Source organism: Methyloversatilis sp. MC4-4 (genome assembly GCF_049843555.1).
Classification (GTDB): domain Bacteria; phylum Pseudomonadota; class Gammaproteobacteria; order Burkholderiales; family Rhodocyclaceae; genus Methyloversatilis; species Methyloversatilis discipulorum_B.
The window spans coordinates 15,175-39,294 of record NZ_JBBHZK010000002.1 but is presented as its reverse complement, the minus strand read 5'-3'; the positions used below and the strand labels follow the sequence as shown (position 1 = coordinate 39,294).

General features: G+C 67.4%; 20 protein-coding genes and 1 other RNA gene. 18 read left to right on the top strand and 3 right to left on the bottom strand.

Annotated features, from left to right (window positions below):
- Nucleotides 1–61: 61 nt before the first annotated feature.
- The 15 genes from ffs to WDZ97_RS06980 all read left to right on the top strand — a co-directional run bounded on the left by ffs (nucleotide 62) and on the right by WDZ97_RS06980 (nucleotide 13,985).
- An RNA gene (ffs, locus tag WDZ97_RS07050) (signal recognition particle sRNA small type) lies at nucleotides 62–160 on the top strand.
- Nucleotides 161–209: 49 nt separating this feature from the next.
- A complete protein-coding gene (dnaX, locus tag WDZ97_RS07045; RefSeq protein WP_425762279.1) occupies nucleotides 210–1,919 on the top strand; it encodes a DNA polymerase III subunit gamma/tau in 1,710 nt (569 codons plus the stop codon).
- Between the two features lie 10 nt (nucleotides 1,920–1,929).
- Nucleotides 1,930–2,253, top strand: a complete 324-nt coding sequence (locus WDZ97_RS07040) for a YbaB/EbfC family nucleoid-associated protein (RefSeq protein ID WP_304000259.1) — start codon at nucleotides 1,930–1,932, stop codon at nucleotides 2,251–2,253.
- 19 nt (nucleotides 2,254–2,272) lie between these two features.
- Nucleotides 2,273–2,866: a recombination mediator RecR gene (gene recR / locus WDZ97_RS07035; RefSeq protein ID WP_029143636.1), complete on the top strand. Its 594-nt coding sequence runs from the start codon at nucleotides 2,273–2,275 to the stop codon at nucleotides 2,864–2,866.
- The gene (locus tag WDZ97_RS07030) at nucleotides 2,863–4,074 is read left to right on the top strand and encodes a CaiB/BaiF CoA transferase family protein (protein WP_304000263.1); all 1,212 of its coding nucleotides are present in this window, start codon (nucleotides 2,863–2,865) and stop codon (nucleotides 4,072–4,074) included. The genes recR and WDZ97_RS07030 overlap by 4 nt, the downstream gene beginning before the upstream one ends.
- A gap of 127 nt (nucleotides 4,075–4,201) precedes the next feature.
- Entirely contained in the window at nucleotides 4,202–4,810 is a 609-nt protein-coding gene (gene petA, locus WDZ97_RS07025; protein WP_029143637.1) for a ubiquinol-cytochrome c reductase iron-sulfur subunit, read from the top strand.
- Between the two features lie 3 nt (nucleotides 4,811–4,813).
- Nucleotides 4,814–6,097: a cytochrome b gene (locus WDZ97_RS07020; RefSeq protein WP_020164296.1), complete on the top strand. Its 1,284-nt coding sequence runs from the start codon at nucleotides 4,814–4,816 to the stop codon at nucleotides 6,095–6,097.
- Between the two features lie 13 nt (nucleotides 6,098–6,110).
- Nucleotides 6,111–6,869, top strand: coding sequence for a cytochrome c1 (locus WDZ97_RS07015; RefSeq protein ID WP_425762278.1), 759 nt, complete (start codon nucleotides 6,111–6,113; stop codon nucleotides 6,867–6,869).
- A gap of 105 nt (nucleotides 6,870–6,974) precedes the next feature.
- Nucleotides 6,975–7,571, top strand: coding sequence for a glutathione S-transferase N-terminal domain-containing protein (locus tag WDZ97_RS07010; RefSeq protein ID WP_024300503.1), 597 nt, complete (start codon nucleotides 6,975–6,977; stop codon nucleotides 7,569–7,571).
- A 28-nt stretch (nucleotides 7,572–7,599) separates the two neighbouring features.
- Nucleotides 7,600–8,037, top strand: coding sequence for a ClpXP protease specificity-enhancing factor (locus tag WDZ97_RS07005; protein ID WP_020164299.1), 438 nt, complete (start codon nucleotides 7,600–7,602; stop codon nucleotides 8,035–8,037).
- Between the two features lie 144 nt (nucleotides 8,038–8,181).
- Nucleotides 8,182–9,150 carry an acetyl-CoA carboxylase carboxyltransferase subunit alpha gene (locus WDZ97_RS07000; protein WP_425762277.1) on the top strand — a complete coding sequence of 323 codons (969 nt, stop codon included), beginning with the start codon at nucleotides 8,182–8,184 and terminating at the stop codon, nucleotides 9,148–9,150.
- Nucleotides 9,119–10,501, top strand: a complete 1,383-nt coding sequence (gene tilS, locus WDZ97_RS06995) for a tRNA lysidine(34) synthetase TilS (RefSeq protein WP_425762276.1) — start codon at nucleotides 9,119–9,121, stop codon at nucleotides 10,499–10,501. Before WDZ97_RS07000 ends, tilS begins: the two co-directional genes overlap by 32 nt.
- An 81-nt stretch (nucleotides 10,502–10,582) precedes the next feature.
- The gene (locus WDZ97_RS06990; RefSeq protein WP_425762275.1) at nucleotides 10,583–11,275 is read left to right on the top strand and encodes a CAAX prenyl protease-related protein; all 693 of its coding nucleotides are present in this window, start codon (nucleotides 10,583–10,585) and stop codon (nucleotides 11,273–11,275) included.
- Nucleotides 11,276–11,352: 77 nt separating this feature from the next.
- A complete protein-coding gene (locus WDZ97_RS06985) occupies nucleotides 11,353–12,045 on the top strand; it encodes a transglutaminase-like cysteine peptidase (protein WP_425762274.1) in 693 nt (230 codons plus the stop codon).
- Nucleotides 12,042–13,985 carry an EAL domain-containing protein gene (locus WDZ97_RS06980; protein ID WP_425762273.1) on the top strand — a complete coding sequence of 648 codons (1,944 nt, stop codon included), beginning with the start codon at nucleotides 12,042–12,044 and terminating at the stop codon, nucleotides 13,983–13,985. The genes WDZ97_RS06985 and WDZ97_RS06980 overlap by 4 nt, the downstream gene beginning before the upstream one ends.
- A 17-nt stretch (nucleotides 13,986–14,002) precedes the next feature.
- Here the strand turns inward: WDZ97_RS06980 and WDZ97_RS06975 are convergent, their stop codons facing one another.
- Nucleotides 14,003–14,677: an N-acyl amino acid synthase FeeM domain-containing protein gene (locus WDZ97_RS06975; protein WP_304000279.1), complete on the bottom strand. Its 675-nt coding sequence runs from the start codon at nucleotides 14,675–14,677 to the stop codon at nucleotides 14,003–14,005.
- 380 nt (nucleotides 14,678–15,057) lie between these two features.
- Nucleotides 15,058–15,969: a hypothetical protein gene (locus WDZ97_RS06970; protein ID WP_425762272.1), complete on the bottom strand. Its 912-nt coding sequence runs from the start codon at nucleotides 15,967–15,969 to the stop codon at nucleotides 15,058–15,060.
- 239 nt (nucleotides 15,970–16,208) lie between these two features.
- On the opposite strand from WDZ97_RS06970, the gene WDZ97_RS06965 reads away from it, so the two are divergent.
- Entirely contained in the window at nucleotides 16,209–21,254 is a 5,046-nt protein-coding gene (locus WDZ97_RS06965) for an alpha-2-macroglobulin family protein (RefSeq protein ID WP_425762271.1), read from the top strand.
- A gap of 29 nt (nucleotides 21,255–21,283) precedes the next feature.
- A complete protein-coding gene (locus tag WDZ97_RS06960; protein ID WP_425762270.1) occupies nucleotides 21,284–22,255 on the top strand; it encodes a hypothetical protein in 972 nt (323 codons plus the stop codon).
- A gap of 134 nt (nucleotides 22,256–22,389) precedes the next feature.
- On the opposite strand, the gene WDZ97_RS06955 is transcribed toward WDZ97_RS06960, so the two are convergent.
- Nucleotides 22,390–22,809, bottom strand: a complete 420-nt coding sequence (locus WDZ97_RS06955; protein ID WP_425762269.1) for a hypothetical protein — start codon at nucleotides 22,807–22,809, stop codon at nucleotides 22,390–22,392.
- Between the two features lie 127 nt (nucleotides 22,810–22,936).
- Here WDZ97_RS06955 and WDZ97_RS06950 point away from each other — a divergent pair, with 127 nt between their 5' ends.
- On the top strand, nucleotides 22,937–23,995 hold the full coding sequence (locus tag WDZ97_RS06950; RefSeq protein ID WP_425762268.1) for a hypothetical protein: 1,059 nt from the start codon (nucleotides 22,937–22,939) through the stop codon (nucleotides 23,993–23,995).
- Nucleotides 23,996–24,120 lie beyond the last annotated feature (125 nt).

The following is a 24,120-nucleotide window of genomic DNA, read 5'->3' as shown; positions in this document are numbered from 1 at the left end:
TCCAGCCAGAATTTCAGGTCGGGCTGGTCGAGAGGGGGGCTCCCGGGTTAATATTCGGCGTGGCGGGTCTCCCCGCATCGTGGCGCGGTGAACCTGGTCAGGTCCGGAAGGAAGCAGCCACAGCTGCTCACCACGAGTGCCGGGGGTCAGGCTCGCCACCCCTCCCTTTTCTGCAGTCCGCACAGCCGTCCTCTTACGCCAGCGTCCAGATGACTTATCAGGTTCTTGCGCGCAAGTGGCGTCCCCGCAGCTTCGAAACCTTGGTCGGTCAGGATCACGTCGTGCGTGCGTTGACGCACGCGCTCGAACAGCAGCGCCTGCATCACGCCTATCTGTTTACCGGCACCCGCGGCGTCGGCAAGACGACGATCTCGCGCATCCTGGCCAAGAGCCTGAACTGTGAAACTGGCATTACGGCAAAGCCGTGTGGCACCTGCGCCGCCTGCACCGAAATCGATGCCGGCCGTTTCGTCGACTACGTCGAAATGGACGCCGCGTCGAACCGCAGCGTGGACGACATGGCCGCGCTGCTCGAAAAGGCGGCTTACGCGCCAGCGCGCGGGCGCTACAAGGTCTACATGATCGACGAAGTCCACATGCTGACCGGGCACGCCTTCAACGCGATGCTTAAAACGCTCGAAGAGCCGCCGGAGCACGTGAAGTTCATCCTCGCGACCACCGATCCGCAGAAGATTCCGGTCACCGTACTGAGCCGCTGCCTGCAGTTCAACCTGAAGCAGATGCCGCCGGACGCCATCGTGCGTCATCTGTCGGGCGTGCTCGACGCCGAAGGTGTCGAGTACGAGCCGGCCGCACTGCGGCCGATCGCGAAGGGCGCCGCCGGTTCGATGCGCGATGCGCTGTCGCTGCTCGATCAGGCCATTGCGCATGGTGCCGGCCGGCTGGTCGAACAGGATGTGCTCGACATGCTGGGCACGGTGGGCGACGAACACCTCTACCTCATTCTCGATGCGCTGCTCGCCGGAGACGGCGCAGCACTGATGACGCTGACCGCGCAGATGCGCGCGCGCAGTGTCGATTTCGACCAGGCGTTGCGTGAACTGGCGGTGCTGCTGCACCGCGTCGCAGTGGCGCAGAAGGTGCCGGACGCGATCACCGACGAAGGTGAAAAGGCGCGGCTTGAACCCTACGCTGCAGCGATGGACGCCGAATCGGTGCAGCTGGCGTACCAGATCGTCGTCCAGGGCTGCAACGATCTGGCGCTGGCGCCTGACGAAGTCACCGGGTTCTCGATGACCCTGCTGCGTCTGCTGGCCTTCCGCCCGGAGACGCCGCCGGCGCTGGGCACCACCCCGCGCGGCCAGAGCGCTGCGCTGCAGGCGCCCAACCGTGTCGCGCGCACCAGCGCGCCGGTGCCGCCCCCCGTTGCGGCGGCACCGGTCGCCGCGTCGTTGCCGCGTGAAACGCCGTCGCCTGCCGCGCAGGCGCAAGCGGTCGACGCGAATCCCGCACCGCCGCCGTGGGAAGACGACGAGCCGGTCAATGTCGCACCACCGGCCTCAGCTGCAGGCGCGATGCCGCGCACCAACGCCGACTGGCATGCGCTGGTCGATACGCTGGATGTTGCCGCCCTGAGCAAGCAGCTGGCGCACCAGAGCGAGTGGCTGTCCAGCGAAGGCGAGGCGATCCGCCTGCGCCTGTCGCGTGACATGGCGCACCTGATCACCTCCGGTCAGGACAAGTTGCGCGCCGCGCTGCAGACCCGCCTCGGCGTCAATGTCCGGCTGCATTTCGAACAGGGCGATCCGGTCGGACAGACTGTCGCCCAGCGATTGAACGCAGAACAGCGCGCGCGCCAGGAACAGGCGTGTGCGTCGATGAAGAATGACCCCTTCGTGCAGCAGGTGATTGAACAGTTCGGCGCCCGGCTGATCGAAGACTCGATCAAACCCCTTTGAGGACAGCACCATGATGAAAGGTGGCATCGGTGGCCTGATGAAGCAGGCCCAGCAGATGCAGGAAAACATGAAGAAGATGCAGGAGCAGCTGGCCAGCGTCGAGGTCGAGGGCCAGTCGGGTGCCGGCATGGTCAAGGTGCTCATGACCTGCAAGCACGACGTGCGCCGCGTTTCCATCGACCCGTCGGTGATGGACGACCGCGAAATGCTGGAGGACCTGCTCGCGGCCGCCGTCAACGACGCGGTGCGCCGCGTCGAGGCGACCACCCAGGAAAAGATGGCCGGCTTCACCTCGGGCCTGAACCTGCCGCCGGGCTTCAAGCTGCCGTTCTGAGTCCGGTCCTGCGCCCGTCATGAGTACAGGTGTGCTGGACGAGCTGGTCAGCGCGCTGCGCTGCCTGCCCTCGGTCGGCCCGAAAAGCGCGCAGCGCATGGCCTTCCATCTGCTGCAGCGCGACCGCGGCGGCGCCGAGAAGCTGGCGCGCGCGCTCGGCAATGCACTGACGCGGCTGCACAACTGCGCGCGCTGCAACACCTTCACCGAACTCGAGGTGTGCGAGCGCTGCAGTTCGCCGCGCCGCGACGCCAGTCTGCTGTGCGTGGTCGAAACACCGGCCGACATGCTCATGATGGAGCAGACGCACAGCTACGCCGGACTCTATTTCTGCCTGATGGGGCGCATCGCGCCACTCGAAGGCGTCGGTCCGAAGGAGCTGCGGCTGGATCGCCTGCTGGAGCGTGCGGCGGATCCCGCCGTGCGCGAGGTCATTCTGGCGACCAATTTCACCAACGAGGGCGAGGCGACCGCACATTACCTCGGCGAAATGCTGCGCGCGCGCGGCCTCGCCGTCAGCCGCATCGCCCGCGGTCTGCCGGTCGGTGGTGAGCTGGAACACACCGATATCGGCACCATTGCCCAGGCGCTGTCGGAAAGGCGGCCGGCGTGAGCACGCAGGCACGCCCGCTCGATGGCCTGAAAGTGGTCGAACTGGGCACGCTGATCGCGGGCCCGTTTGCCTCGCGCATCCTGGCCGAGTTCGGCGCCGAGGTGATCAAGATCGAATCACCCGACGGTGGCGATCCGTTGCGCAAGTGGCGCCTGCTGTACGAAGGCACCTCGCTGTGGTGGTTCGTGCAGGCACGCAACAAGAAGTCGGTCACGCTGAACCTGAAGCATCCGGACGCGATCGCGGTGCTGAAGAAGCTGCTGGCGGACGCCGACGTGCTGGTCGAGAACTTCCGCCCGGGCGTGCTCGACAAGCTCGGTTTGCCGGAAGCGGTGCTGAAGGACATCAATCCGTCGCTGGTCATCGTGCGCCTGTCCGGTTTCGGCCAGACCGGACCGATGGCGCAGCAGCCGGGTTTCGGTGCCATCGGCGAATCGATGGGCGGGCTGCGCTACATCACCGGCTTTCCCGATCGCCCGCCGGTCAAGGTGGGCATTTCGATCGGCGATTCGATCGCCGCGCTGTGGGGGGTGATCGGTGCGCTGATGGCCTTGCGCCATCGCGACGCCACCGGCGGGCGCGGGGCAGGGCAGGGCCAGACCGTCGATGTCGCGCTGTACGAGGCGGTGTTCGCGATGATGGAGAGCATGTTGCCGGAGTTCGACGTGTTCGGTTTCATCCGCGGCCGCACCGGCAACATCATGCCCGGCATCACGCCGTCGAACACGCACACCGCGCGCGACGGCCGTCACATCATCATCGGCGGCAACGGCGACGCCATCTTCCGTCGGCTGATGACCGCGATGGGGCGGCCGGATCTGGCCGACGATCCCACGCTGGCCGACAACGCCGGGCGCGACGCGCGCCGCGACGAGATCTACGGCCTGATCGACGCCTGGGTCGCCGCGCGCGACGGCGACGAGGTGCTGCACCTGCTCGGCGAGGCGGACGTGCCGGTGAGCCGCGTCTACTCGATCGAGGACATCGCCTCGGATCCGCAGTATCTGGCGCGGGCGGTGTTCGAAACCGCGCGCCTTCCTGACGGTCGCACGTTCAAGGCGCCGGCCCCGATGCCGCGGCTGTCGGAAACACCCGGGCGCACCGACTGGATCGGGCCGGCGCTGGGTGAGCACACGGACGAAGTGCTGGCTGGGCTCGGATACGGCGCCGGCGACATCGCCGCGCTGCATGCCCGGGGCGCGCTTTGAAATCATCGGAAATCGGCTTCTCTCGCCGCTTCCGCGTTGTTTGCAGTGCAGCAGGGCTTTAAACGGGGCACCGCTTGAGGGTATAATCGCAGGTTGTGCAGAATCAATTGTCTAGACGGGATAAAGCATGAGTGGCAATGAACGGAAAGCGGATTGCGGCCGGCGCAATCTGCTCGTGGCAACAGCCTGTGCTGGCGGTGTGGCCGGGCTTGCGGTGGCAGTGCCTTTTCTCACCAGTCTCTCCCCTTCGGAGCGCGCGAAAGCGGCCGGCGCTCCGGTCGAGGTGGACATCTCCAAACTCGGTCCCGGTGAAATGACCACCGTCGAGTGGCAAGGCAAGCCGGTGTGGATCATGCGCCGTACGCCGACCCAGCTCGAAGCGCTGGCCAAGATCGAGGACAAGCTTGCCGACCCGAAGTCGGAGCGCAATCCTTCCGAGTTCACTCCCGAATACGCACGCAACGTGCAGCGCTCGCGTGAAGACCACGCTGACGTGCTGGTCGTCGTCGCGATCTGTACCCACCTCGGCTGTTCGCCGTCGGGCCCCTTCGAGTCGGGCTCCAACGCACAGCTCGGCGATGTCGCCGGCTTCGTGTGTCCGTGCCACGGTTCGACCTTCGACCTGTCCGGTCGTGTGTTCAAGGCCATGCCGGCCCCGGACAACCTGAAGGTTCCGCCGTACATGTTCCTGTCTGACTCGCGCATCCTGGTCGGCCAGGATTCCAAGGAGGGTTGATCGATGGCTGGCGAAAAGGTAGTGACCACGACCGGCCTGCTCGGCTGGATCGACGAGCGTTTCCCGCTCACATCGCTCTGGAAGGAACACCTTTCGGAGTACTACGCACCGAAGAACTTCAACTTCTGGTACTTCTTCGGCTCGCTGGCGCTGCTGGTGCTGGTGATCCAGATCGTGACCGGCATCTTCCTGGTCATGCACTTCAAGCCGGACGCGTCGCTGAACGCCTCGGGCGTGCCGGTGGCCTTCGCCAGCGTCGAGTACATCATGCGCGACGTGCCGTGGGGCTGGCTCATCCGCTACATGCACTCGACCGGCGCCTCGGCGTTCTTTGTCGTCGTGTACCTGCACATGTTCCGCGGCCTGCTCTACGGTTCCTACCGCAAGCCGCGCGAGCTGGTGTGGATCTTCGGCTGCCTGATCTTCCTGTGCCTGATGGCGGAAGCCTTCATGGGCTACCTGCTGCCGTGGGGCCAGATGTCCTACTGGGGCGCCCAGGTCATCATCAACCTGTTCTCGGCCATCCCGCTGATCGGCAACGATCTGTCGACCTGGCTGCGTGGTGACTTCGTGATCGGCGATGCGACGCTGAACCGCTTCTTCTCCTTCCACGTCATCGCTGTGCCGCTGGTGCTGATCGGCCTCGTTGCCGCCCACATCATCGCGCTGCACGAAGTCGGGTCGAACAACCCGGACGGCGTCGAGATCAAGAAGAACAAGGATCCGAAGACCGGCATCCCGCTGGACGGCATCCCTTTCCACCCGTATTACACGGTGAAGGACATCGTCGGCGTCGTCGTCTTCCTGATCTGCTTCTCGGCCGTGGTGTTCTTCGGTCCGGAGTTCGGCGGCTACTTCCTGGAGTACAACAACTTCATCCCGGCTGATCCGATGAAGACGCCGCCGCACATCGCGCCGGTCTGGTACTTCACGCCGTTCTACTCGATCCTGCGTGCCAACACGATCAACTTCTTCTGGGTCGATGCGAAGCTGTGGGGCGTCATCTTCATGGGCCTGTCGGTCATGGTCTTCTTCGCGCTGCCGTGGCTGGACCGCTCGCCGGTGAAGTCGATCCGCTACAAGGGCCCGATCTTCAAGTCGGCGCTGGTGGTGTTCGTGATCGCCTTCCTGATCCTGGGCTACCTCGGCATGCAGGCACCGACGCCGATGGGCACGCTGGTTTCGCAGATCTGCACGGTCATCTACTTCCTGTTCTTCGCGCTGATGCCCTGGTACACCGCGATCGACAAGTGCAAGCCCGAACCCGCGCGCGTGACCGGTCACTGAGAGCCAGAGAACCATGAAACAACTCAAAAAACTGTTTCTCGGCGCGCTGTGCGCGCCCCTGCTGGCGATGGCCAGTTCCGAACCGGTGCACCTCGATCGTGCGCCGACCGAGAAATTCCGTGACGCCATCGCCATCCAGCGCGGCGCCCAGGTTTTCGTCAATTACTGCCTGAACTGCCACTCGGCCTCCTACATGCGCTACAACCGCCTGAAGGATGTCGGCCTGACCGACGAGCAGATCAAGGACAACCTTCTGTTCGCCGCCGACAAGGTCGGTGAAACGATGAAGGTGGCCATGACCCGCGACGACGGCAAGGCGTGGTTCGGTGCGGCACCGCCCGACCTGACCGTGATCGCGCGTTCGCGTGCCTCGGCCGACGGCAGCGGCGCGGACTGGCTTTACACCTATCTGCGCAGCTTCTATCGCGACGAGAACCGTCCGACCGGCTGGAACAACACCACCTTCGCCAACGTTGGCATGCCGCACGTCCTGTATGAGCTGCAGGGCGAGCAGACGGCCAAGCACGTCAAGGTGGCGGACGGTCACGGCGGCGAAAAGGAAGTCGTCCAGCTTGAACTTACCAAGCCGGGCAAACTGAGCAAGTCCGAATACGACTCGATGGTCGGCGATCTCGTCGCCTATCTGGTCTATATGGGCGAACCGGGCGCTGAAAAGCGCCGTCAGACCGGTCTTCTGGTCATCATCGGTCTTTCCGTTCTTCTCGTTCTGAGCTACCTGCTCAAGCGCGAATTCTGGAAAGACATTCACTAATCAATACGCCCGAAAGTCATGCAAGCTCTCGGTCATCGCGAAGCGACCTCATCACGCGTCAGACGCGTGGTGAGGGATGCCGAGTACTCCTGGGGTGTTAACACCATGATGAATCTGTACTCGGGGACTACCGATCCCTTTTCCCATCGTTGCCGGATCGTGCTCTACGAAAAGGGCATGGATTTCCAGGTCATCGATGTCGACCTCTATAACAAGCCGGAAGACATCGCGGTCATCAATCCCTACAACCGCGTGCCGGTTCTGGTCGATCGCGATCTCATCCTGTATGACTCGAACATCATCAACGAGTACATCGACGAGCGCTTTCCGCATCCGCAGCTGATGCCGCCGGATCCGATCATGCGCGCGCGGGCACGCCAGTTGCTGCATACGGTCGAAAACGAGCTGTTCTCGCACATCGAGGCGCTCGAGAAGAACGCACGCACGGCCGACAAGTCGCGCACTCACCTGCGCGACCGCCTGACCGAGCTGACCGCGATCTTCGCCAAGCAGAAGTACATGCTGGGCGAGGAATTTTCCATGCTCGACGTGGCCATCGCTCCGTTACTATGGCGCCTTGACCACTACGGTATCGAGCTGCCGAAGTCGGCCGCACCGCTGATGAAGTACGCTGAGCGCATCTTCTCCCGTCAGGGATTCATCGATGCGCTCACGCCGTCCGAAAAGGTGATGCGTCGCTGACCCGCGTCGGCTCTGCGCGAAAGTCTTCATGGACGTCATGAGTTCCGTTTCCACCAAGCCCTATCTGTTGCGCGCACTGTTCGACTGGTGCGCCGACCAGGGGCTGACGCCGTACATCGCGGTCGTTGTCGACGACCGCGCCGGCGTGCCTCGCCAGTATGTAAAGGATGGCCAGATCATCCTGAACATCGGCCGCGAGGCGGTGCACCAGCTGGTGATGGGCAACGAGCTCATCACCTGTTCCGCCCGCTTCGGCGGCGTGGCGCAGGAACTGACGATTCCGGTCGAGTGCGTCGCCGCGATCTACGCGCGCGAAAACGGCCATGGCATGGCGTTCGAAGTGACGCCGGGCCAGCCGGTCCGTGCCGATCTGGCGCCCAACCCGGTCACCGACCGGGTCGAGCATCCGGTGCTGACGACACCGGAAAAGCCGGCGGCGCGACCGCATCTGCGGCGAATCAAGTAGGAAGAAAACCGGCGCAAGCCGGTTTTTTCTTTCCATCCCATTGATTTACAGAGGTAATCCGGCTGCTGCGGCCGCTTGCACGCGGCACGAGCCGTCGCGCCCTCGACGCGCTAGAATTGCGCACCTTTGTTTGTGGTCAGCCTGATGAAAACAACCTTTCTCGATTTCGAACAGCCGATCGCCGAGCTCGAAGCCAAGATCGAAGAGCTCCGCTTTGTCCAGGATGACTCCGCTGTCGATATATCCGAGGAAATCACGCGACTCGAGGGCAAGAGCCAGGCGCTGACCAAGGACATCTACGCCAAGCTCACGCCGTGGCAGATCGCCCAGGTGGCGCGCCATCCGCAGCGCCCCTACACGCTGGACTACCTGCGCCTGATGTTCTCCGACTTTCAGGAACTGCACGGCGATCGCGCCTTCGCCGACGACCACGCGATCGTTGGTGGCATCGCCCGCTTCAATGGCCAGTCCTGCATGGTGATCGGTCATCAGAAGGGCCGCGACACCAAGGAAAAGATCCTCCGCAATTTCGGCATGCCGCGCCCCGAGGGCTATCGCAAGGCGCTGCGCCTGATGAAGCTGGCCGAGAAGTTCGGCATTCCGGTGTTCACCTTCGTCGACACGCCGGGCGCCTATCCGGGCATCGACGCCGAGGAACGCGGCCAGTCCGAGGCGATTGGCCACAATCTCTACGCGATGGCCGAACTGCGCGTGCCCATCGTGTCCACCATCATCGGTGAGGGCGGCTCCGGCGGCGCGCTGGCGATTGCCGTGGCGGATACGTTGATGATGCTGCAGTACTCGACCTACTCGGTCATTTCGCCCGAAGGCTGTGCCTCCATCCTGTGGAAGAGCGCGGACAAGGCAGCCGACGCCGCCGAAATCATGGGCATCACCGCTTCGCGCCTGAAGACGCTGGGCCTGATCGACAAGGTCGTGAACGAGCCGGCAGGCGGCGCGCACCGTGATCACGCCACGGTGGCGGCTTCGCTCAAGCGCGCGCTGGCCGAATCGCTGCGCCAGCTGGCCGACCTGACCCCCACCCAGCTGGTCGAGCGCCGTTTCGAGCGCCTCATGTCCTATGGAAAGTTCAAGGAGCAGGCGGTCGCCTGATCTGTACGCCCGCATCGCCGCCAGCGCGGCGGCGCATCTGGCCGACGGCGCCCAGCTGCTGATCGGCCTCAGCGGCGGGCTTGATTCAACCGTATTGCTGCACGCACTGGCCGCGGTCCGCGATGTCCATCGCTGGCGGTTGGCGTGCGCGCACGTCCACCACGGGCTGAGCCCGAACGCCGATGCCTGGGCCGATCACTGCGCGGTGCAGGCGGCCGCGCTCGGCATTCCGTTCTCGCTGCATCGCGTGCAGCTCGACACGGCCAGCCCGGACGGGCTTGAATGCGCCGCCCGCGACGCCCGTTACCGGGCCCTCAACGCGCAGGCGCAGGCCCTGGGTGCCGACGCACTGCTGACCGCCCACCACGCCGACGACCAGGCGGAAACGCTGCTGCACAACATGGTGCGCGGCGCCGGGCTGCTCGGCCTGGCCGGCATGCCCGTCTGGCGCCCGCCCACCCCGTCGCGTCCGGCCCAGTTGCGGCCGCTGCTCGGCCTGTCCCGCGTCTCGCTGGAAACGTGCGCACGCGCGCACGGACTCGTGTGGATGGAGGACGAATCCAATGCCGACATCCGTTACGCACGCAATTACCTGCGCCGCGAGGTGATGCCGCGGCTGGCCGCTCGCTGGCCGCGCACCGCCGAAACCATGTCCGGCGTCGCCCGCCGGCTGGCTGAGGCGCAGACCTTGCTCGACGGCCTGGCCGACGCCGATGCGGCCGCACTGTCCATGGCGACCGAATGGGGCATCGCCTGGTCCATCGACGGGCTGCGTGCGCTCGACGACGCGCGCAGCCGCAACCTGCTGCGTCGCCTGCTGCGCGTACATGGCGCTCGCACGGCACCGACCGAAGCGTGGCTGGACGAATGGCTGCGCCAGATCCGCGCTTGGCAGCCGGGCGCCGAATGCCCGGTGACACACGCCGGCGTCGCCGGCTTCTGTCATCGCGGCCTGCTGTGGCTGATGCCCGATCAGCCACCGCCCGCAGCTGTCGTCTGGCAGGGCGAAAACGACATCGCCTGGGGTCCGGGATGCCTGCGTTTCGACGCCGTGATCGGGCGCGGGTTTGCGCCATCCGCACTGCCCACGGGCTCGCTCACGATACGTGCCCGCCAGCCCAAGGACCGCGTCTGCCGCGGTCCCGGGCGACCGCGTGCCGGCGTCAAGCAGATCGCGCAGGAATGTGGCCTACCGCCCTGGCTGCGCGATCGCGCTCCCATCCTTGCGGTCGGCCGCGAGGCGCTGTGGATGCCCGGCTGCGAGCCGGCGCCACCCTGGCAGGCCGCGCCGGGCGAACCGGGATGGCTGCCCGTGTGGACGCCGGTCGTGGCGCAGTCGACACCCGGGTGACGTTGTAACGGTTGGTGACATTTCCATGTCGCATGGCGGCCGTATGATCCGGCCATTCCGGACCTTCCCGCCACGGCCCTGATGAGCCCGACCACCGCAGCATCCAGGCGTGCAGTGCTCGCACGCGTACTTCCGTTCGCCCTCTACATCGTCTTCCTTGTCATCTCCGCGCCGCTGGCCGAGCTGGCCGGTGTCGACGTGCGCTGGATGTATGCGGTGCAGATCGCCAGCGTCATTGCCGCTCTGCTGTACTTTCAGCGCGACTACGTGGAACTGCGCGAAGCGCCGCCATCCGGGCCGTTGGCCGGTGCCGCCGGCTGGGTCGCGGCGCTGGTGTCCGGCGCGGTCGTCTGGGCGATCTGGATATGGCTCGACTTCTCGCCCTTCGCCTTCGCGCCGGGCAAGGGCTACCAGCCACTGGACGAGGCCGGTGCGCTCATCCTTCCCCTGGTCGTCGTACGCATCTTCGGTGCCGCCGTCGTCGTGCCTGTCATGGAAGAGCTGTTCTGGCGCTCCTTCATCCAGCGCTGGCTCGATTCCCCGAATTTCCTTGCGGTGGCCGCGCGCTCGGTCACGCTGCGCAGCATGCTGTTCTGCTCGATCGCCTTCGGCTTCGAGCATGGCCAGTGGGCGGCGGGCATCGTCGCCGGGCTGGCCTACGGTCAGTTGTACCGGGCGAGTGGGCGCCTGTGGTTGCCCATCGTTTCGCACGCGCTGACCAATCTGCTGCTGGGCCTGTGGGTGGTGCACACGGCACAATGGCAGTTCTGGTAGCGCCCGCTCCGCATCAAGGCGAAGCACGGTACGACCGTTAAAGGAGAACTGTCCTTTGCCCCGTCGCCATGACACCGTTGCCCGCCCTGACTGTCGTGCTGTCCCGTCCGCGCCTGATCGCCTGCCTGCTGCTGGTGTTCATGGCGGCACAGGCGACTGCGTTCACCTACCAGGGTTATCTGCTCACCGTGCGTACTGAGCTGCAGCAGAAAATGACGGCGCGTTTCGGCGACAAGGCCGGACCGCGCATGGCCGAGCTGGCCGAGGCGCTGAATGCCGCCGGCCGCATCGCCGACGAAGCGGTTCGCGTCGAGCGGATCAACCAGATCGCCAATCGCGCGCGTTACGTGACCGATCCGCAGCTCTGGCAGTCGGAAGACTATTGGGCGACGCCGGTGGAGTTCGCCGCGCTGTCTGCCGGCGACTGCGAGGACTACTCGCTGACCAAGTACTTCGCGCTGCGCGAACTGGGCATGCCAGCCGACAAGCTGCGCATCACCTACGTGCGGCTGCTCCGCCAAGGGCGCCTGGAAAACCACATGGTGCTCGCCTACTACCCGGAGCTCGGCGCCGAGCCCTGGGTGCTCGACAATCTCGAAAAGCGTTTCATGCTGGCGCGCGACCGGCCCGACCTGACGCCGGTCTACAGCTTCAATGACGACCGCGTGTGGAAGGTGCAGAGCGGCGGCGACCGCGAACTGGGCTCGCCGCAGCAACTGCGCAAGTGGCGCGAGCTGCTCGACCGGGTCGAGGCCGAGGTGCGCGGATGAACAGCCTGCGCCTGCGTCTGCTGGCAGCGCTGCTCGGCGTCGGTGTCGTCGCCTTCGCGGCGGCGCTGGCTACCGCGCTGTGGGTGTCGCGCGACCGCGTCGAGGCGCAGATGGCCAGCCAGGCGCAGTCGATCGCGCTGTCGCTGACGGTGGCGTTGACCGCCGGCGGCGAACCGGCGCTGCAGAATGCCGAAAGCCTGGTCGAGCCGGTGTTCGACCAGAGCTATCTGCATCGCATAGAGGTGCGCGATGCCAAGGGTGCGGTGATCGCCGCGCGGCAGGCACCGGCGCGGCTGGCCGGTGGTGCGCCGCAGTGGTTCATCGACCTGCTGCCGCTGGCGGCCGGCGCGCAGAGTGCCGACATCATGCATGGCTGGCGCATTGCCGGCAGCGTCGTCGTCGAGCCGCATCCGCACTGGGCACAGCTGCAGTTGTGGGCCGTCGCCGAAACCCTGGCGCTGTGGATGGGCGGCGGTCTGGCGGTGGCCAGTGTGCTCGGCCTGATGGCCTTGCGCTGGGGTCTGCGCCCGCTGCGCCGCGTGCAGCGTTCGGCGGTGGCGGCGGCATCGCGCAAGTTCGTGCCCATCGACGAAACGCGCATGCCGATCGAACTGCAGCCACTGGTCGGTGCCTTCAACCGCATGCTCACCGCCATGGCCGGCGCGCTCGAAAGCGAAGCCGGGCGCGCTGCGCAGTTCCGCGACCAGGCGCTGGTGGATGAACTGACCGGCCTGCCGAACCGTCGCGGCTTCCGCGCCGCGCTCGAAGCGCGCATCGAAGCCGGTACGCGCAGCGGCTGGCTGGCCTTGTTGCGCGTCGAGGGGCTGGAGGACCTGAACCATCTGTATGGTCGCGAAGCGGTCGACGATCTGCTGACCGAATCGGCCGGTTTCATGGCGGCCATCGATACGGTTGAACTGAGCGGCCGCGTCGAGGGTGCCTGCTTCGCGCTGCTGTTCGATGCCGACGAGTACACGACGCACGACGCGCTGACGGCATTGCTCGCGCGGCTCAACAGCCTCGCCGCCGCCGCCGGGGCAGGTCAGGCCTACGCCTGGCGGGCCGGTGCGGCCGACTGCGCCGGCGACGGCGACGCAGCGCACTGGCTTGCAGCGGCCGATCGCGCGCTGCATCAGTGGCGCATCGAAAGTGGCGCGGCGCCGGTGCTGGCACACGCGCGTTTGGCGGAAGCGGGCGGCGGCAGTCTGCGTACCCGCGTGCGCGAGCTGATCGGGGCCGGGCGCATCGCCTTTGCCGAACAGACCACGCGGGCACTCGATGGCGAACACATCGGAGCGCCGCTGCACGTCGAGCTGCGTGCCACGCTGGACGACGGCCAGCGCCTGATCCGCGCTGCCGAGTACATCGCCTACGCCAGCGAAACCCGCGTGTCGGCCGCGCTCGACGGCGCCTGCCTGATGCGCGCGCTGGAACATGCGAAGACGCGTCGCGACGGCATTGCCACCGTGGTCAATGTCGGTGCGGCGACGCTGACCGACCCCGACATCCAGCGCTGGCTGCGCGGTTACCGTCACGACCCGCGCGTCGGCACGCTGGTGCTCGAGTTCCCCGAGTCTGCACTGCTCGGCGACCCGGACGCCGCCGAGGCCTTTGCCCATCAGGCACAGGCCAACGGTCTGGCGCTGGGCATCAAGCATTTCGGCCTTCATGCAAACGCGCTGACGCTGCTGCGCCGCCTGCGTCCGGCGCACGTGAAGTTCTCGGTCACGCTGACGCGCGAAGCGCTGCTGAACCCGGACTCCGGTGCTTACGTGAGCTCGCTGGCCGGCATTGCGTCGGCGCTGTCGATCACGCCGATGGCGGTGGCGGTCGAACACGCGGAGACGCTGGCCGGGCTGTACGCGCTGGGCATCCGTGCGGTGCAGGGCGAAGCGGTGTCGGCCGAACAGGTGCCGGCTCCGGGCAGCAGCGGCCGCTGAGCGGCGGGCCGTCTCATTCAGTGCAGCGGTGTCCGCGGGTCGTGCGCGAGGCAGGCCGGCGGCACGACCATGTCCAGATGCAGCAGGCGGGCGGGCGCGCCGACGCGTTCACAGGTGCGTTCGGGCCCGAACTCGCGAAACCCGAACTCGCGCCGGTAGTAGCGCGCATGGCGCGGGTTGACCTCGATCACGCAGTCGGTGGCGCCGAGCGCGACGTGCCCCAGCAGCAGTGCGCGGCGCATCAGTTGCGGCGCGAGATCGTCCGGCAGCGCCCGCTCGCGGTCGATGGCGAAACGGGTGTATTCGACCAGCCGGCGCCCCTGCCGGCGCAGTTCGCCGACGTGTTCGGCATAGCCTGCTTCCGCCTGCAGACGCAGCCGTGTGCCGCAACGCACGGTCAGCGTGCCGACCACTTCGCCCTCCAGCCGCGCGAGCAAGGTCGTTTCACCCTGCCGTGCGGCGCGCTGCTCGACGCCATAGCCACGCCAGCCATAGCAGCGCACGACGAGCGCCTCTGCTGCCGCCAGGTCTGCCGCATCGGCGGCAATCGTGAATTCGATGGCGGCTGGCAGCGCCGCCGCATGTTGCAGCGCCGCCGGAGCGACCGCGCGCAGCCGCGGTCGCGGGCGCAGCAGCGGGAAGGGCCGGAAGAGTGCGTCGTTCGCGGCGTCGTGCAAAGTGCGGGGAGACATGGGGAGGCGCCTCGTGTATCGGTGACCGGTATGCAAACTTCGGCAAAGAGATCCTGTGCCGTGATCTGCTTCCTTGCCGCCTGCGCAGCCTGATCGATGCCGGTTGCAACGAGTTGATGCGGACTTGACATTTTCATGTCGCCGACAGATGGTCCGGCGATGATCCGCAGCGCTGGACCGCGTGTGTGAGCGGTATCGCGACTGAGGCCGCTCCCACCGCGTGTGCGCTCGAGCAGCCATAGGAGCGGTCTTCCGACCGCGACGGCAGCGGTGGATGGTGCGCGGCGAGGGCTGGAGATGCCGTCCGCAGCATTGCGGCTTTCTGCAGCAATACGGGCCGGGGGCTGTTACCCTGCTGCGGGAGAGCGCAGCGCCAACGCTCAGTGCATCGTGCCCATGCGCTTCACCGCGGCGGCGGTGGCTTCGGCTGACGCGTCGGCCACGTCCATCCAGACCGCGCCGTCCTCGCCCAGGCGAGAGGCAAGGCCCATTGCGCCCAGCACGGCGATCACGCGCGTGCGCAGCATGTCCAGCTGCAGCGCGCGCGCCTCCCCCTCGCTGGCAGTGGCGCCGGCCAGCAGCGCGGCGATACGCGGCCATTCCCGACCGAGCAGCGAGGCGTCGATGCCCGCCTTCAGTTCGGGTGCGATATCGGCAACGGTACGGCCGAGACCGGCCAGGTAGCCGAGGCTGAAGGCGGTGGTCTGCATCAGCAGCGCCAGACGCGCCATCGAAATGCCGGCCAGCGCGTCGAGATTGCCATCGAGCCGGTAGTCGGCCAGCGCCCGTTCGCAGGCAGCCGGCAGTTCCTCCAGCAGGCCGAGCAGGTGGGGCAGCAGCAGGTCGGCCTTGGCCGGTAGCGACCACGCGCTGGCGCGGTTGGCGCGGTATTCGTCGAACATGCGCGCGACGATGGGCGCGAACTGCGCCGCCAGCGCGTCCGCCGGTGCCCCGGCGACCGGGTCGAGCGTCAGCTGGCCGCGCCACAGTTCGCGGTGCAGCAGGTGTACCAGCTGCAGCAACTGGTCGGCGTCGCCGCCCAGCGCCTGTTCGACATAGGGCGCCGCCAGCGTGATCGTGCAGCCGTCGGCATGGTCCTCGCGCACCAGCGGCGGCGCTTCGGCCTGGCCCTGCGCCGGCACGGCGACGTCGTCGGTCACCACCAGCGTCGTCAGGCGTGATGCATCGAGCGCGCCGTCGCGCGCGTACAGGCGGTCGAGCAGGTCGGCGAGCGTGCTGCGCAGCGTGACCGCGCCAGCGAGGCGGTCGCCGCGGAGTTCTATCGTGGGCATGGCGGTAAGGCGTTGATTCGTCAGGCCGCGCAGCATAGCGGCGAGCACCGGGCACGTCCACGCATGGACTCATGCACGCCGGCCCATATCGCCGGATGAGGGGCTGGCGATTGCCGCAGTGGTGCGGGAAGCCAACTCCGTCGCAGTGTGGAGAACGACGCCGGCCTCGTGCATTCGTCCGCCATTACGCCCCGGCAGCGAGGATAATCCGTCGCGTCATGACATACGGGCGGTCCGCGATGGCGAACGGGAAGGTGGTCGGATGGTTGGCGGCAGCGGTCGTGGTGGCCGCATCGGCCGGCGCATGGTGGCAGTTCGGGCGCACGCCCGGAGCCGACGTGGCGGCGATCGGTGACGACCCGTCAACGCCGTTTGCGGTCATGAACTGCACTGCGCGCAGCCGCGACGAGGGGCCTGTGCTGGCGGTGACCTTCAGCCGGCCGCTGGCCGCACGGCAGACACTGAACGACCTGATGAAAGTGACCGACCTCGGCGAAGCCGACGCCGGGCGCGATGCCGCCGACAAGGTCGCCGGTCACTGGCGCGTCGGCGACAACCCGCGCGTTGCCTTCTTTTCCGGCGTGCTGCCCAAGCGTCGCTACCGCATCGACATCGCGACCGGCGTGGCGGCGCGATCCGGTGATCAGCTGGCCGGCGCCCACCAGTGCGAAACCCTGGTCGAGGACATGCCGCCGGCGCACTTCTTTGCCAGCCGCGGCACCGTGCTGCCGGCCGGCCAGAATGGCGGCCTGCCGGTGGTCACCGTCAACACGCCGGAGGTCGACGTGCAGTTCCTGCGCGTCGAGCCGGCACAGCTGCCGGCTTTCCTCGACAAGGTGTACGGCATCCGCCGCACCCAGGCCGAGGAGGGCGCGGACGGCGAAGGCGAGGTCTACGACGAGGACTACTACGACGGCGGAACGGTCGATCTGCGCGGCCGCACCTCGGGCTGGTATCTCGACCGGCTGAAGGACCTGTCGACCAGCGTCTATCTCGGCCGCTTCCTGACCGACGACAAGAAGGACCGCCGGCACGTGAGCTTCCTGCCGGTCGAGAACATCAAGGAACTGAAGGAGCCCGGCGTCTACATCGCGGTAATGAGTGCGCCCGGCAGTTTCGCGGGCGACTACCAGACCACCTATTTCTACGTCAGCGACATCGGTCTGCACCTGCACCGCAACGGGGGCCGCATCGACGCCTTCGCCACGTCGCTGAAGTCGGGTACGGCGCTTGACGGCGTCGAATTCGAACTGCTCGACGGTGACGGCAAGCGGGTCGCCACGGTGAAGGGCGACGGCGACGGTCGGGCCAGCTTCGAGGCGGCACCGGCCGATGCGCGGCTGGTGATCGCGCGGCGCGGGCGTGAGCTGTCGGTCGTGTCGCTGGCCGAGGCGGCACTGGACCTGTCGGAGTTCGACACGTCGGGACTGCTGCCGACCAGCATCAAGCTGTTCGCGTACAGCGGTCGCGACCTCTACCGGCCGGGCGAAACCTTCGACGTGTCGGTGCTGGCGCGCGACGCCGACGGCCGCGCGATCGAGCCGCTGCCGCTCACCGCGGTGCTGAAGCGGCCGGATGGCCGCACCGTGAGCCAGCGCGTCTGGAAAAGCTCGGGCGAACAACCGGGTTACTACCGTCAGCCGCTGGCCATACCGGCCGACGCGCAGACCGGCGCCTGGACATTGGAACTGCGTGCTGACCCGGCGGCGAAGCGGCCGGATGCGGTCATGCGCTTCAAGATCGAAGAATTTCTGCCCGAGCGCATGAAGCTTGCGCTGAAGAGCGACGAGCGCGTGCTCACCGAAGGCGCACCCTTCGACATCGGTGTGCAGGGCGACTACCTGTTCGGCGCGCCGGCCTCCGGCAACCGCCTGCTCGGCGCGCTCGCCACCGAGCGGCTGCGCTTCGCGCTGGCGCAGAAGAAACCGGGCTTCATCTTCGGCGACTTCGCCGACGATGCGCTGAAGGGGCGGCGCGAACTGGAGGAAACGGCGCTCGACGACAGCGGCGCCGCGACCATCGAGGTGCCTTACGACCCGGGTACCGCACGCTCGCCGCTGCAGCTTCGGGTCAGCCTGAGCCTGCTCGAATCCGCCGGCCGCCCGGTCGTGCGTTCGATCGAACGCGCGTGGTGGCCGGCGCCGGCGCTGATCGCCGTGCGTCCGCTGTTCGACGGTGACGTCGCGCGCGAATCGGCGCTGGCCGAATTCGAGGTCGGCCGTTTCCTGCCCGACGCCGCCTTCGCGCCGATCGACAAGGCCAATGTGCGGCTGTTCAGGGAAGAGCGTCAGTACTACTGGCGCTTCGACGACCAGCGCGGCTGGCATTCAGGTTTCAGCGAGAACGACGAACTGGTCGACAGCCGCAGCGTCGCGCTGAAGGCGCAGACCAAGCTCGGTTTCCCGGTCACCTGGGGTCGCTACCGGCTGGAGATCGATGATCCGCAGACCAAGCTCACGATGCGCTACCGCTTCTACGCCGGCTGGGGCGCGCAGGACAACGAGGCGCTCGGCAACCGGCCGGACCGCGTGCAGGTGCGGCTCGAAGGCGCGCCCTACAGGGCGGGCGACACGGTGAAGGCACACCTGACGCCGCCGCACGACGGCGAGGCGCTGGTGCTGATCGAGGGCGATCGCGTGTTGTGGGCGAAGCGCGTCAAGGTGAGCGCATCCGGTACCGCCATCGATCTGCCGCTGGACAAGAACTGGAACCGCCACGATCTCTACGTGTCGGTGCTGGCCTTCCGGCCGGGCAGCGAAGGCAGTCGCGTCACGCCGGCGCGCGCGCTCGGACTGGCGCACATCCCGCTCGCGCGTGAGGACCGTCGGCTCAAGGTGGCGCTGGACGCGCCGGCCAAGGTCGAGCCGGAAACGAAAACCACGGTGAAGGTGAAGGTCGATGGCGCGACCGGGCAGGCCGCCTGGGTGACGCTGTCGGCGGTGGACCAGGGCATCCTGAACATCACGAAGTTTGCCACGCCCGACCCGCACGGCTACTTCTTCGGCAAGCAGCGTTACGCGCCCGACCTGCTCGACATCTACGGCCGGCTGATCGAGAAGATGGACGGCTCGCGCGGCAAGCTCAAGTGGGGCGGCGACGCCGGCATGCGCGATTCGCAAAGCATGCCGAAGAAGGTGAAGCTGGTCGATCTGTTCTCCGGGCCGGTGAAGCTCGACGACAAGGGCGAGGCGGCGATCACGCTGACGCTGCCCGACTTCAACGGCAGCCTGCGCCTGATGGCGGTCGCCTCGACGCCCGAGCGTTACGGCCACGGCGAGCGCGAACTGACGGTGGCGGCACCCATCGTCGCCGAGCTGTCGACGCCGCGCTTCATCGCGCCGGGCGACAGCGCGAAGGTGGCGCTGGAGGTAACCAATCTGACCGAGTCACCGCAGCAGATCCGGCTCACGCTGTCGGCCGAGTCGCCGGCGCGCATCGCTGACGGCGCGCGCACGCTGACGCTGGCGCCGAAGCAGCGCGAAACGCTGCGCTTCGACGCCGAGGCGGTCGAGGCGGAAGGGCTGGCGCGGCTGAAGCTGGTGCTCGACGCCAGTGGCGGCGCGAAGCCCATCCACATCGAGCGCGAAGCCGCGCTGCAGGTGACGCCGCCGGTCGCGCTCGAACGCAGCGTGCTGCGCCTGAAGGTCGAGCCGGGCGCGCGCCAGGCCATCGACGCCGCGCTGCTGGAGAAATTCTGGCCGGCCTCGGCCACGCTGAACGTTAGTGCGTCTTCCAGTCCGCCGCTGAACATCCGCGAGAGTGTGCGCGGCCTGCTGCGCTATCCCTACGGCTGCGCAGAGCAGACGGTCAGCTCCGCCTGGCCGCACGTCATCATCGACGACGCTTACGCGAAGGAACTGGGCCTGAAGCAGTACTCGCGCGCGGAACGCGCAACCATGGTCGAGGGCGCCATCGGCCGGCTGGCCGGCATGCAGGGCGCGTCCGGCGGCATGACGATGTGGGGCGGCGGCGAGTACGAGCACTGGATCAGTGCCTATGTCGCCGGCTTCCTGATCGACGCCAAAGCGGGCGGTTTCACCGTGCCCGAAGCCTTCCAGAAGAAGCTGGGCGACTGGATGCTGAAGGAGTTCCAGCTCGCGCCGTCGCAGATGCCGCGGCTGCCGGCGCAAGCCGGCAACCAGCCCGGCCAGATGGACCTCGTGCGCGGTGCCCACCTGCGTTTTGCCAACGCTGCCCACCTCGGCTATGTGCTGGCGCGCGAGCAGCGCGCGCCACTGGCCACGCTGCGCCTGCTGCATGACGAGCACCGGCAACTGGCGAAGTCGCCGCTGGCGCTGGCCCACCTCGGGCTGGCGCTGAAGCTGATGGGCGACGAGGCGCGTTCGCGCGTCGCGCTCGAGGAGGCGCTGGCCAAGCCCTACGGACTGCGCGGCAACGACAGCGAATACGAACGACTGGGCGAATGGCTGGGCGATTACGGCAGTCCGCTGCGCGACCGCGCCACGCTGTACGCGCTGCTCGCCCGTCACGAGGTCAAGCTCGACCGCGCCGCCAACCTGTTGTTCGAGTTGTCGAATGACACGGCGAAGCGACGCTGGCTGTCGACGCAGGAACAGATCTCGCTGGTGATGGCCGGCCGCGCCGCCGGTCTGGGCGCTGGCAAGCCGTGGGCGCTCACGCTGGAAGGCGGTGCTGACTTCAAGGGCGACAAACCGGCGCTGCTCCCGGTCGACGCGGCCGCGGCGCGCAAGGGCGCAGCGATCAGCAACACCGGCGACGCGCCGCTCTACGTCGAAATCGAGGGCGCGGGTTACCCGAAGGTTGCGCCGCCGGTGGATAACGGACTGGGCACGGCGCAGCGCACGCTGTTCGAAGCCGACGGGCGTCCGTGGGGCGGTCGCGCGCTGAAAGTGGGCGAACTGATGCTGGTGCGGGTCGAGGTCAGGCCGACCCGGCGTGCCGACGACGCTCTGGTCGTCGACCGCCTGCCGGCCGGTCTGGAAATCGAGAACCAGAATCTGTCGCAGGGGCCGCAGGCGACTGAATTCACGCTGCAGCTGCCGGGCGGCCAGTCGCTGCGGGTGATGGACACGCTGATGGACAACCGGGTGAAACACCGCGAATACCGCGACGACCGCTTCGTCGCCGCGGTGAAGCTCGATTCGGCGCCGATGAACCTCGTCTATATGGTGCGGGTGGTCACCCCCGGCCGTTACACCGTGCCCGGCACCTTCGTCGAGGACATGTACCGGCCGGAACTGCGCATCGTCGGTGAACGCGGCGCGATGCTGGACGTTGTAGACGGCGGACCGGCCCGCAAGTGAGTGCGGCCGGAAACGGGAGGACAAGCATCATGATGCGAATGCGTTCGGTACATCGGGTGGCCGTTGCAGCCCTGATCGGCATGCTGGCGTGTGCGTCGCCGGTGCGGGCGGACAGCCGTACAGACTTCGACGCCTGGTCGACGGCGGCGCGCAAGCAGTGCGACGCCGATGCCCGCAAGGGCGGACGACTGGACGGCGTGCTGTTCCATCGCTGCATGGTCGACGCGCACGAACGTAGCGGCTGGGTCACGCAGGAGCGCATCGAGCGCTGCCGCGAGAAATCCGGCGCGTTCTGGGGTAACCGCGAAGGCGAGAGCGACGAATCGCTGTGGAACTGTCTGGCGCGCGAAGGCAAGCGGCACGCCGACAGCGGCGGCGCGTCCACCGCGAGCGGTGCCGCCGCGCTGCAGGGTCACGACTCCCCGGAGCGTGCCAAGGCGCGCCGTCCGGCCTGCGAGGACTGGGCGCGTGACAACCTGGAACCGGACGTTTCGCACCTCGACTACATCGCACGCTGCATGTACGCGACCGGCTCGCCAGCAGCGGTGGGCGCGGCGATGAGACGTGGCGGCACCAATGACGCGGTGGGTCAGGACGCACCCGCGCTGTCGGGTGCCGCCGTTGGCGACAACCCGGTGCGTGCGAAGAACCGCGCCTGGTGCGCCGAGCACAATGCGGGCGGTGATCGCACCGGCCTGCTGCGCTATGACTGCAGCTGCGTCGATAGCAGCACGGCGATGCAGCAGCGCGCGAAGAAGCTGGACGATGCGGCGATTGTCGCCCGCAAGTTCGATCTGAGCACCTGCGTCGATCGCAGCACCACCGCCGAGCGCGTCGTCACCGACATGGGCGGACGCACGCTGGGAAGCCTGTTCGACAGCGATGACGACATCCGCACGCGCGAAGCCTGTTATCGGCGTGCAGTGGGCAAGGACCTCAAGGCGGCCGACCTGACCGACGACACGCGGCTGCGCAACGCCTTGAAGCGGGTCTGCAAGTAGGCGGCCTCGCTTCGCGCGCATTGCCGGTGGGAGCGGCCGTGTTGGCCGCGACGCGGCGGATACAGCGCCGCTGGCTTCGATTCACGCTCGGCCGCGACCACGGTCCGCCGCCAACGGAAACCTCCCAGCGTCGCTCAGAGGCTGCCGCCGAAGTAGTGCCGCATCGCCTCGTTCGAAGTCTGGGTGTTCAGTTCATCGACCTGCATCGGCATCATCACGCTGCCACTGGACCACAGGTAGTGCTTGCGGAACCACTCGCGCAGTTCGGGTGAGCATTTTTCCATCGGGCCGTCGCGGCCTGCTTCGATCAGGTAGTGCAGCACGCGGTCGGCGCCCGGCGTGTCGCGGGTGACCATGCGGTGCTTTTCGAGCGGGTGGAACAGCCGGCCGACGTCGTAGGCGGTGACGGTGGCCGGCAGCTCGGTCAGGCGCCGGTCCAGTCGATCCAGCGCGCTTTCCCACGCCGGGTCGAGGCGGAAGCGCTGCTTCAGGCTGGCAATCCAGGCACGCAGCAGGCGCACGTAGTCGTGTTCTGTCGCTCGTTCACCGTTCATTGATGTTGTCCTTCGTCGGCATACGGAACTGATGTGCTATCGGCATCGGCCCGGCCGGCTTGAGAATGCGCATGGGCTGCCGTTACCGCTTGAACGCACGCCAACCACTCTGTGCCCCCTGAACCCGATGCCCGAATTCCTGATCGACATCGTCGCCGCCCAACCGCCGCTCGCACGCGCGCTGTGGGCCGTCGTTTCGCTGGCATTGCTGGTCGCCGCCCTTGCTGTGCTGCGGCTGGAGCGACGCGTGTTCGTCGCACGCGGCAAGGGGGCGTCGTGGTGGGTGGTGCGGCTGGCTTCGCTGCCGGCGCTGGCCGTCGTCGTGGCGGCGGTGGTCGGGCCGGCGCGTGCGGTGTCGGGCATGGAGGGGCTGGCGGTGTTCTACCTGCTGCTGCTCGTCGTGGCGCCGCTGCTGTGGTTCGGCGTTCACCTGCTGGCCGGCTGGCTTGCCTCGCCGCGCATGTCGCGCGGCGAATCGGCGTGGATCGCCGGCAGCGGCCTGATGCTGCTGCTGTGTCCGCCGGCGGTGTTCACCGCGCTGCAGACGCCGGTGTTCATGATTTCGAGCCAGTTCGAAGCCGCCGCCCGCGCCTCGCGTCCCGAAATGCCGTTGCCGCATCGCGCCGATGCAGCGCAGCGCTTCCGTCTCGGTGACGCCGGCGTGCTCGTTGCACAGTCGTTGATCGCGCCGCCCGGCGTGCAGGTCGAGCGCGTCGAGGCGCTGCAGGGGGGACATTGGTCCGACATCGCGACGCAGACGCATGCCTATCTTTGCCGCAACGGTGACGATCTGCATCTGGCCTGGGCCGATGAGGGCGACCTGCCGCCGCCGCTGCGCATCTTCTGGCGCGACGCGGCCGGGCAGGCGCGACAGAGCGGCTTCCAGACCGTACAGGCCGGCGGGCCGGCGCAGGAATTCGCGGTCTTCTGGCGCGACGACGGCTTCGACCTGCCGGTGCCGCTGTCGCGCGACCGCGTGCAGCCGGGCTGGCTGGCCGACGGGACGATCCGTTACCGCAGTCTGCACGACATCCTGCAAGCAGGTGAGAGCCCGTACCACGATTGCGTCATGCGCGGTTACCGACGCGTAAACGCCGACACCGAGGGGCCGGTGGCCGTCGTGCTGCTGCGCATCCATCGCCGGCCACCGGCCAGCACGATCGAGCATCTACTCGTCCGTCCCTGATGTCGCGCTGACATCTGCCTGCGCGGGGAAGCTGCCACGCACGACGGCGGCAAATTGCCCGTCCGGCGGTGGGTGTGCCCGGCCTACCATCCCGTCGGCATCGACGACGGAGAAGGGCGAATGAA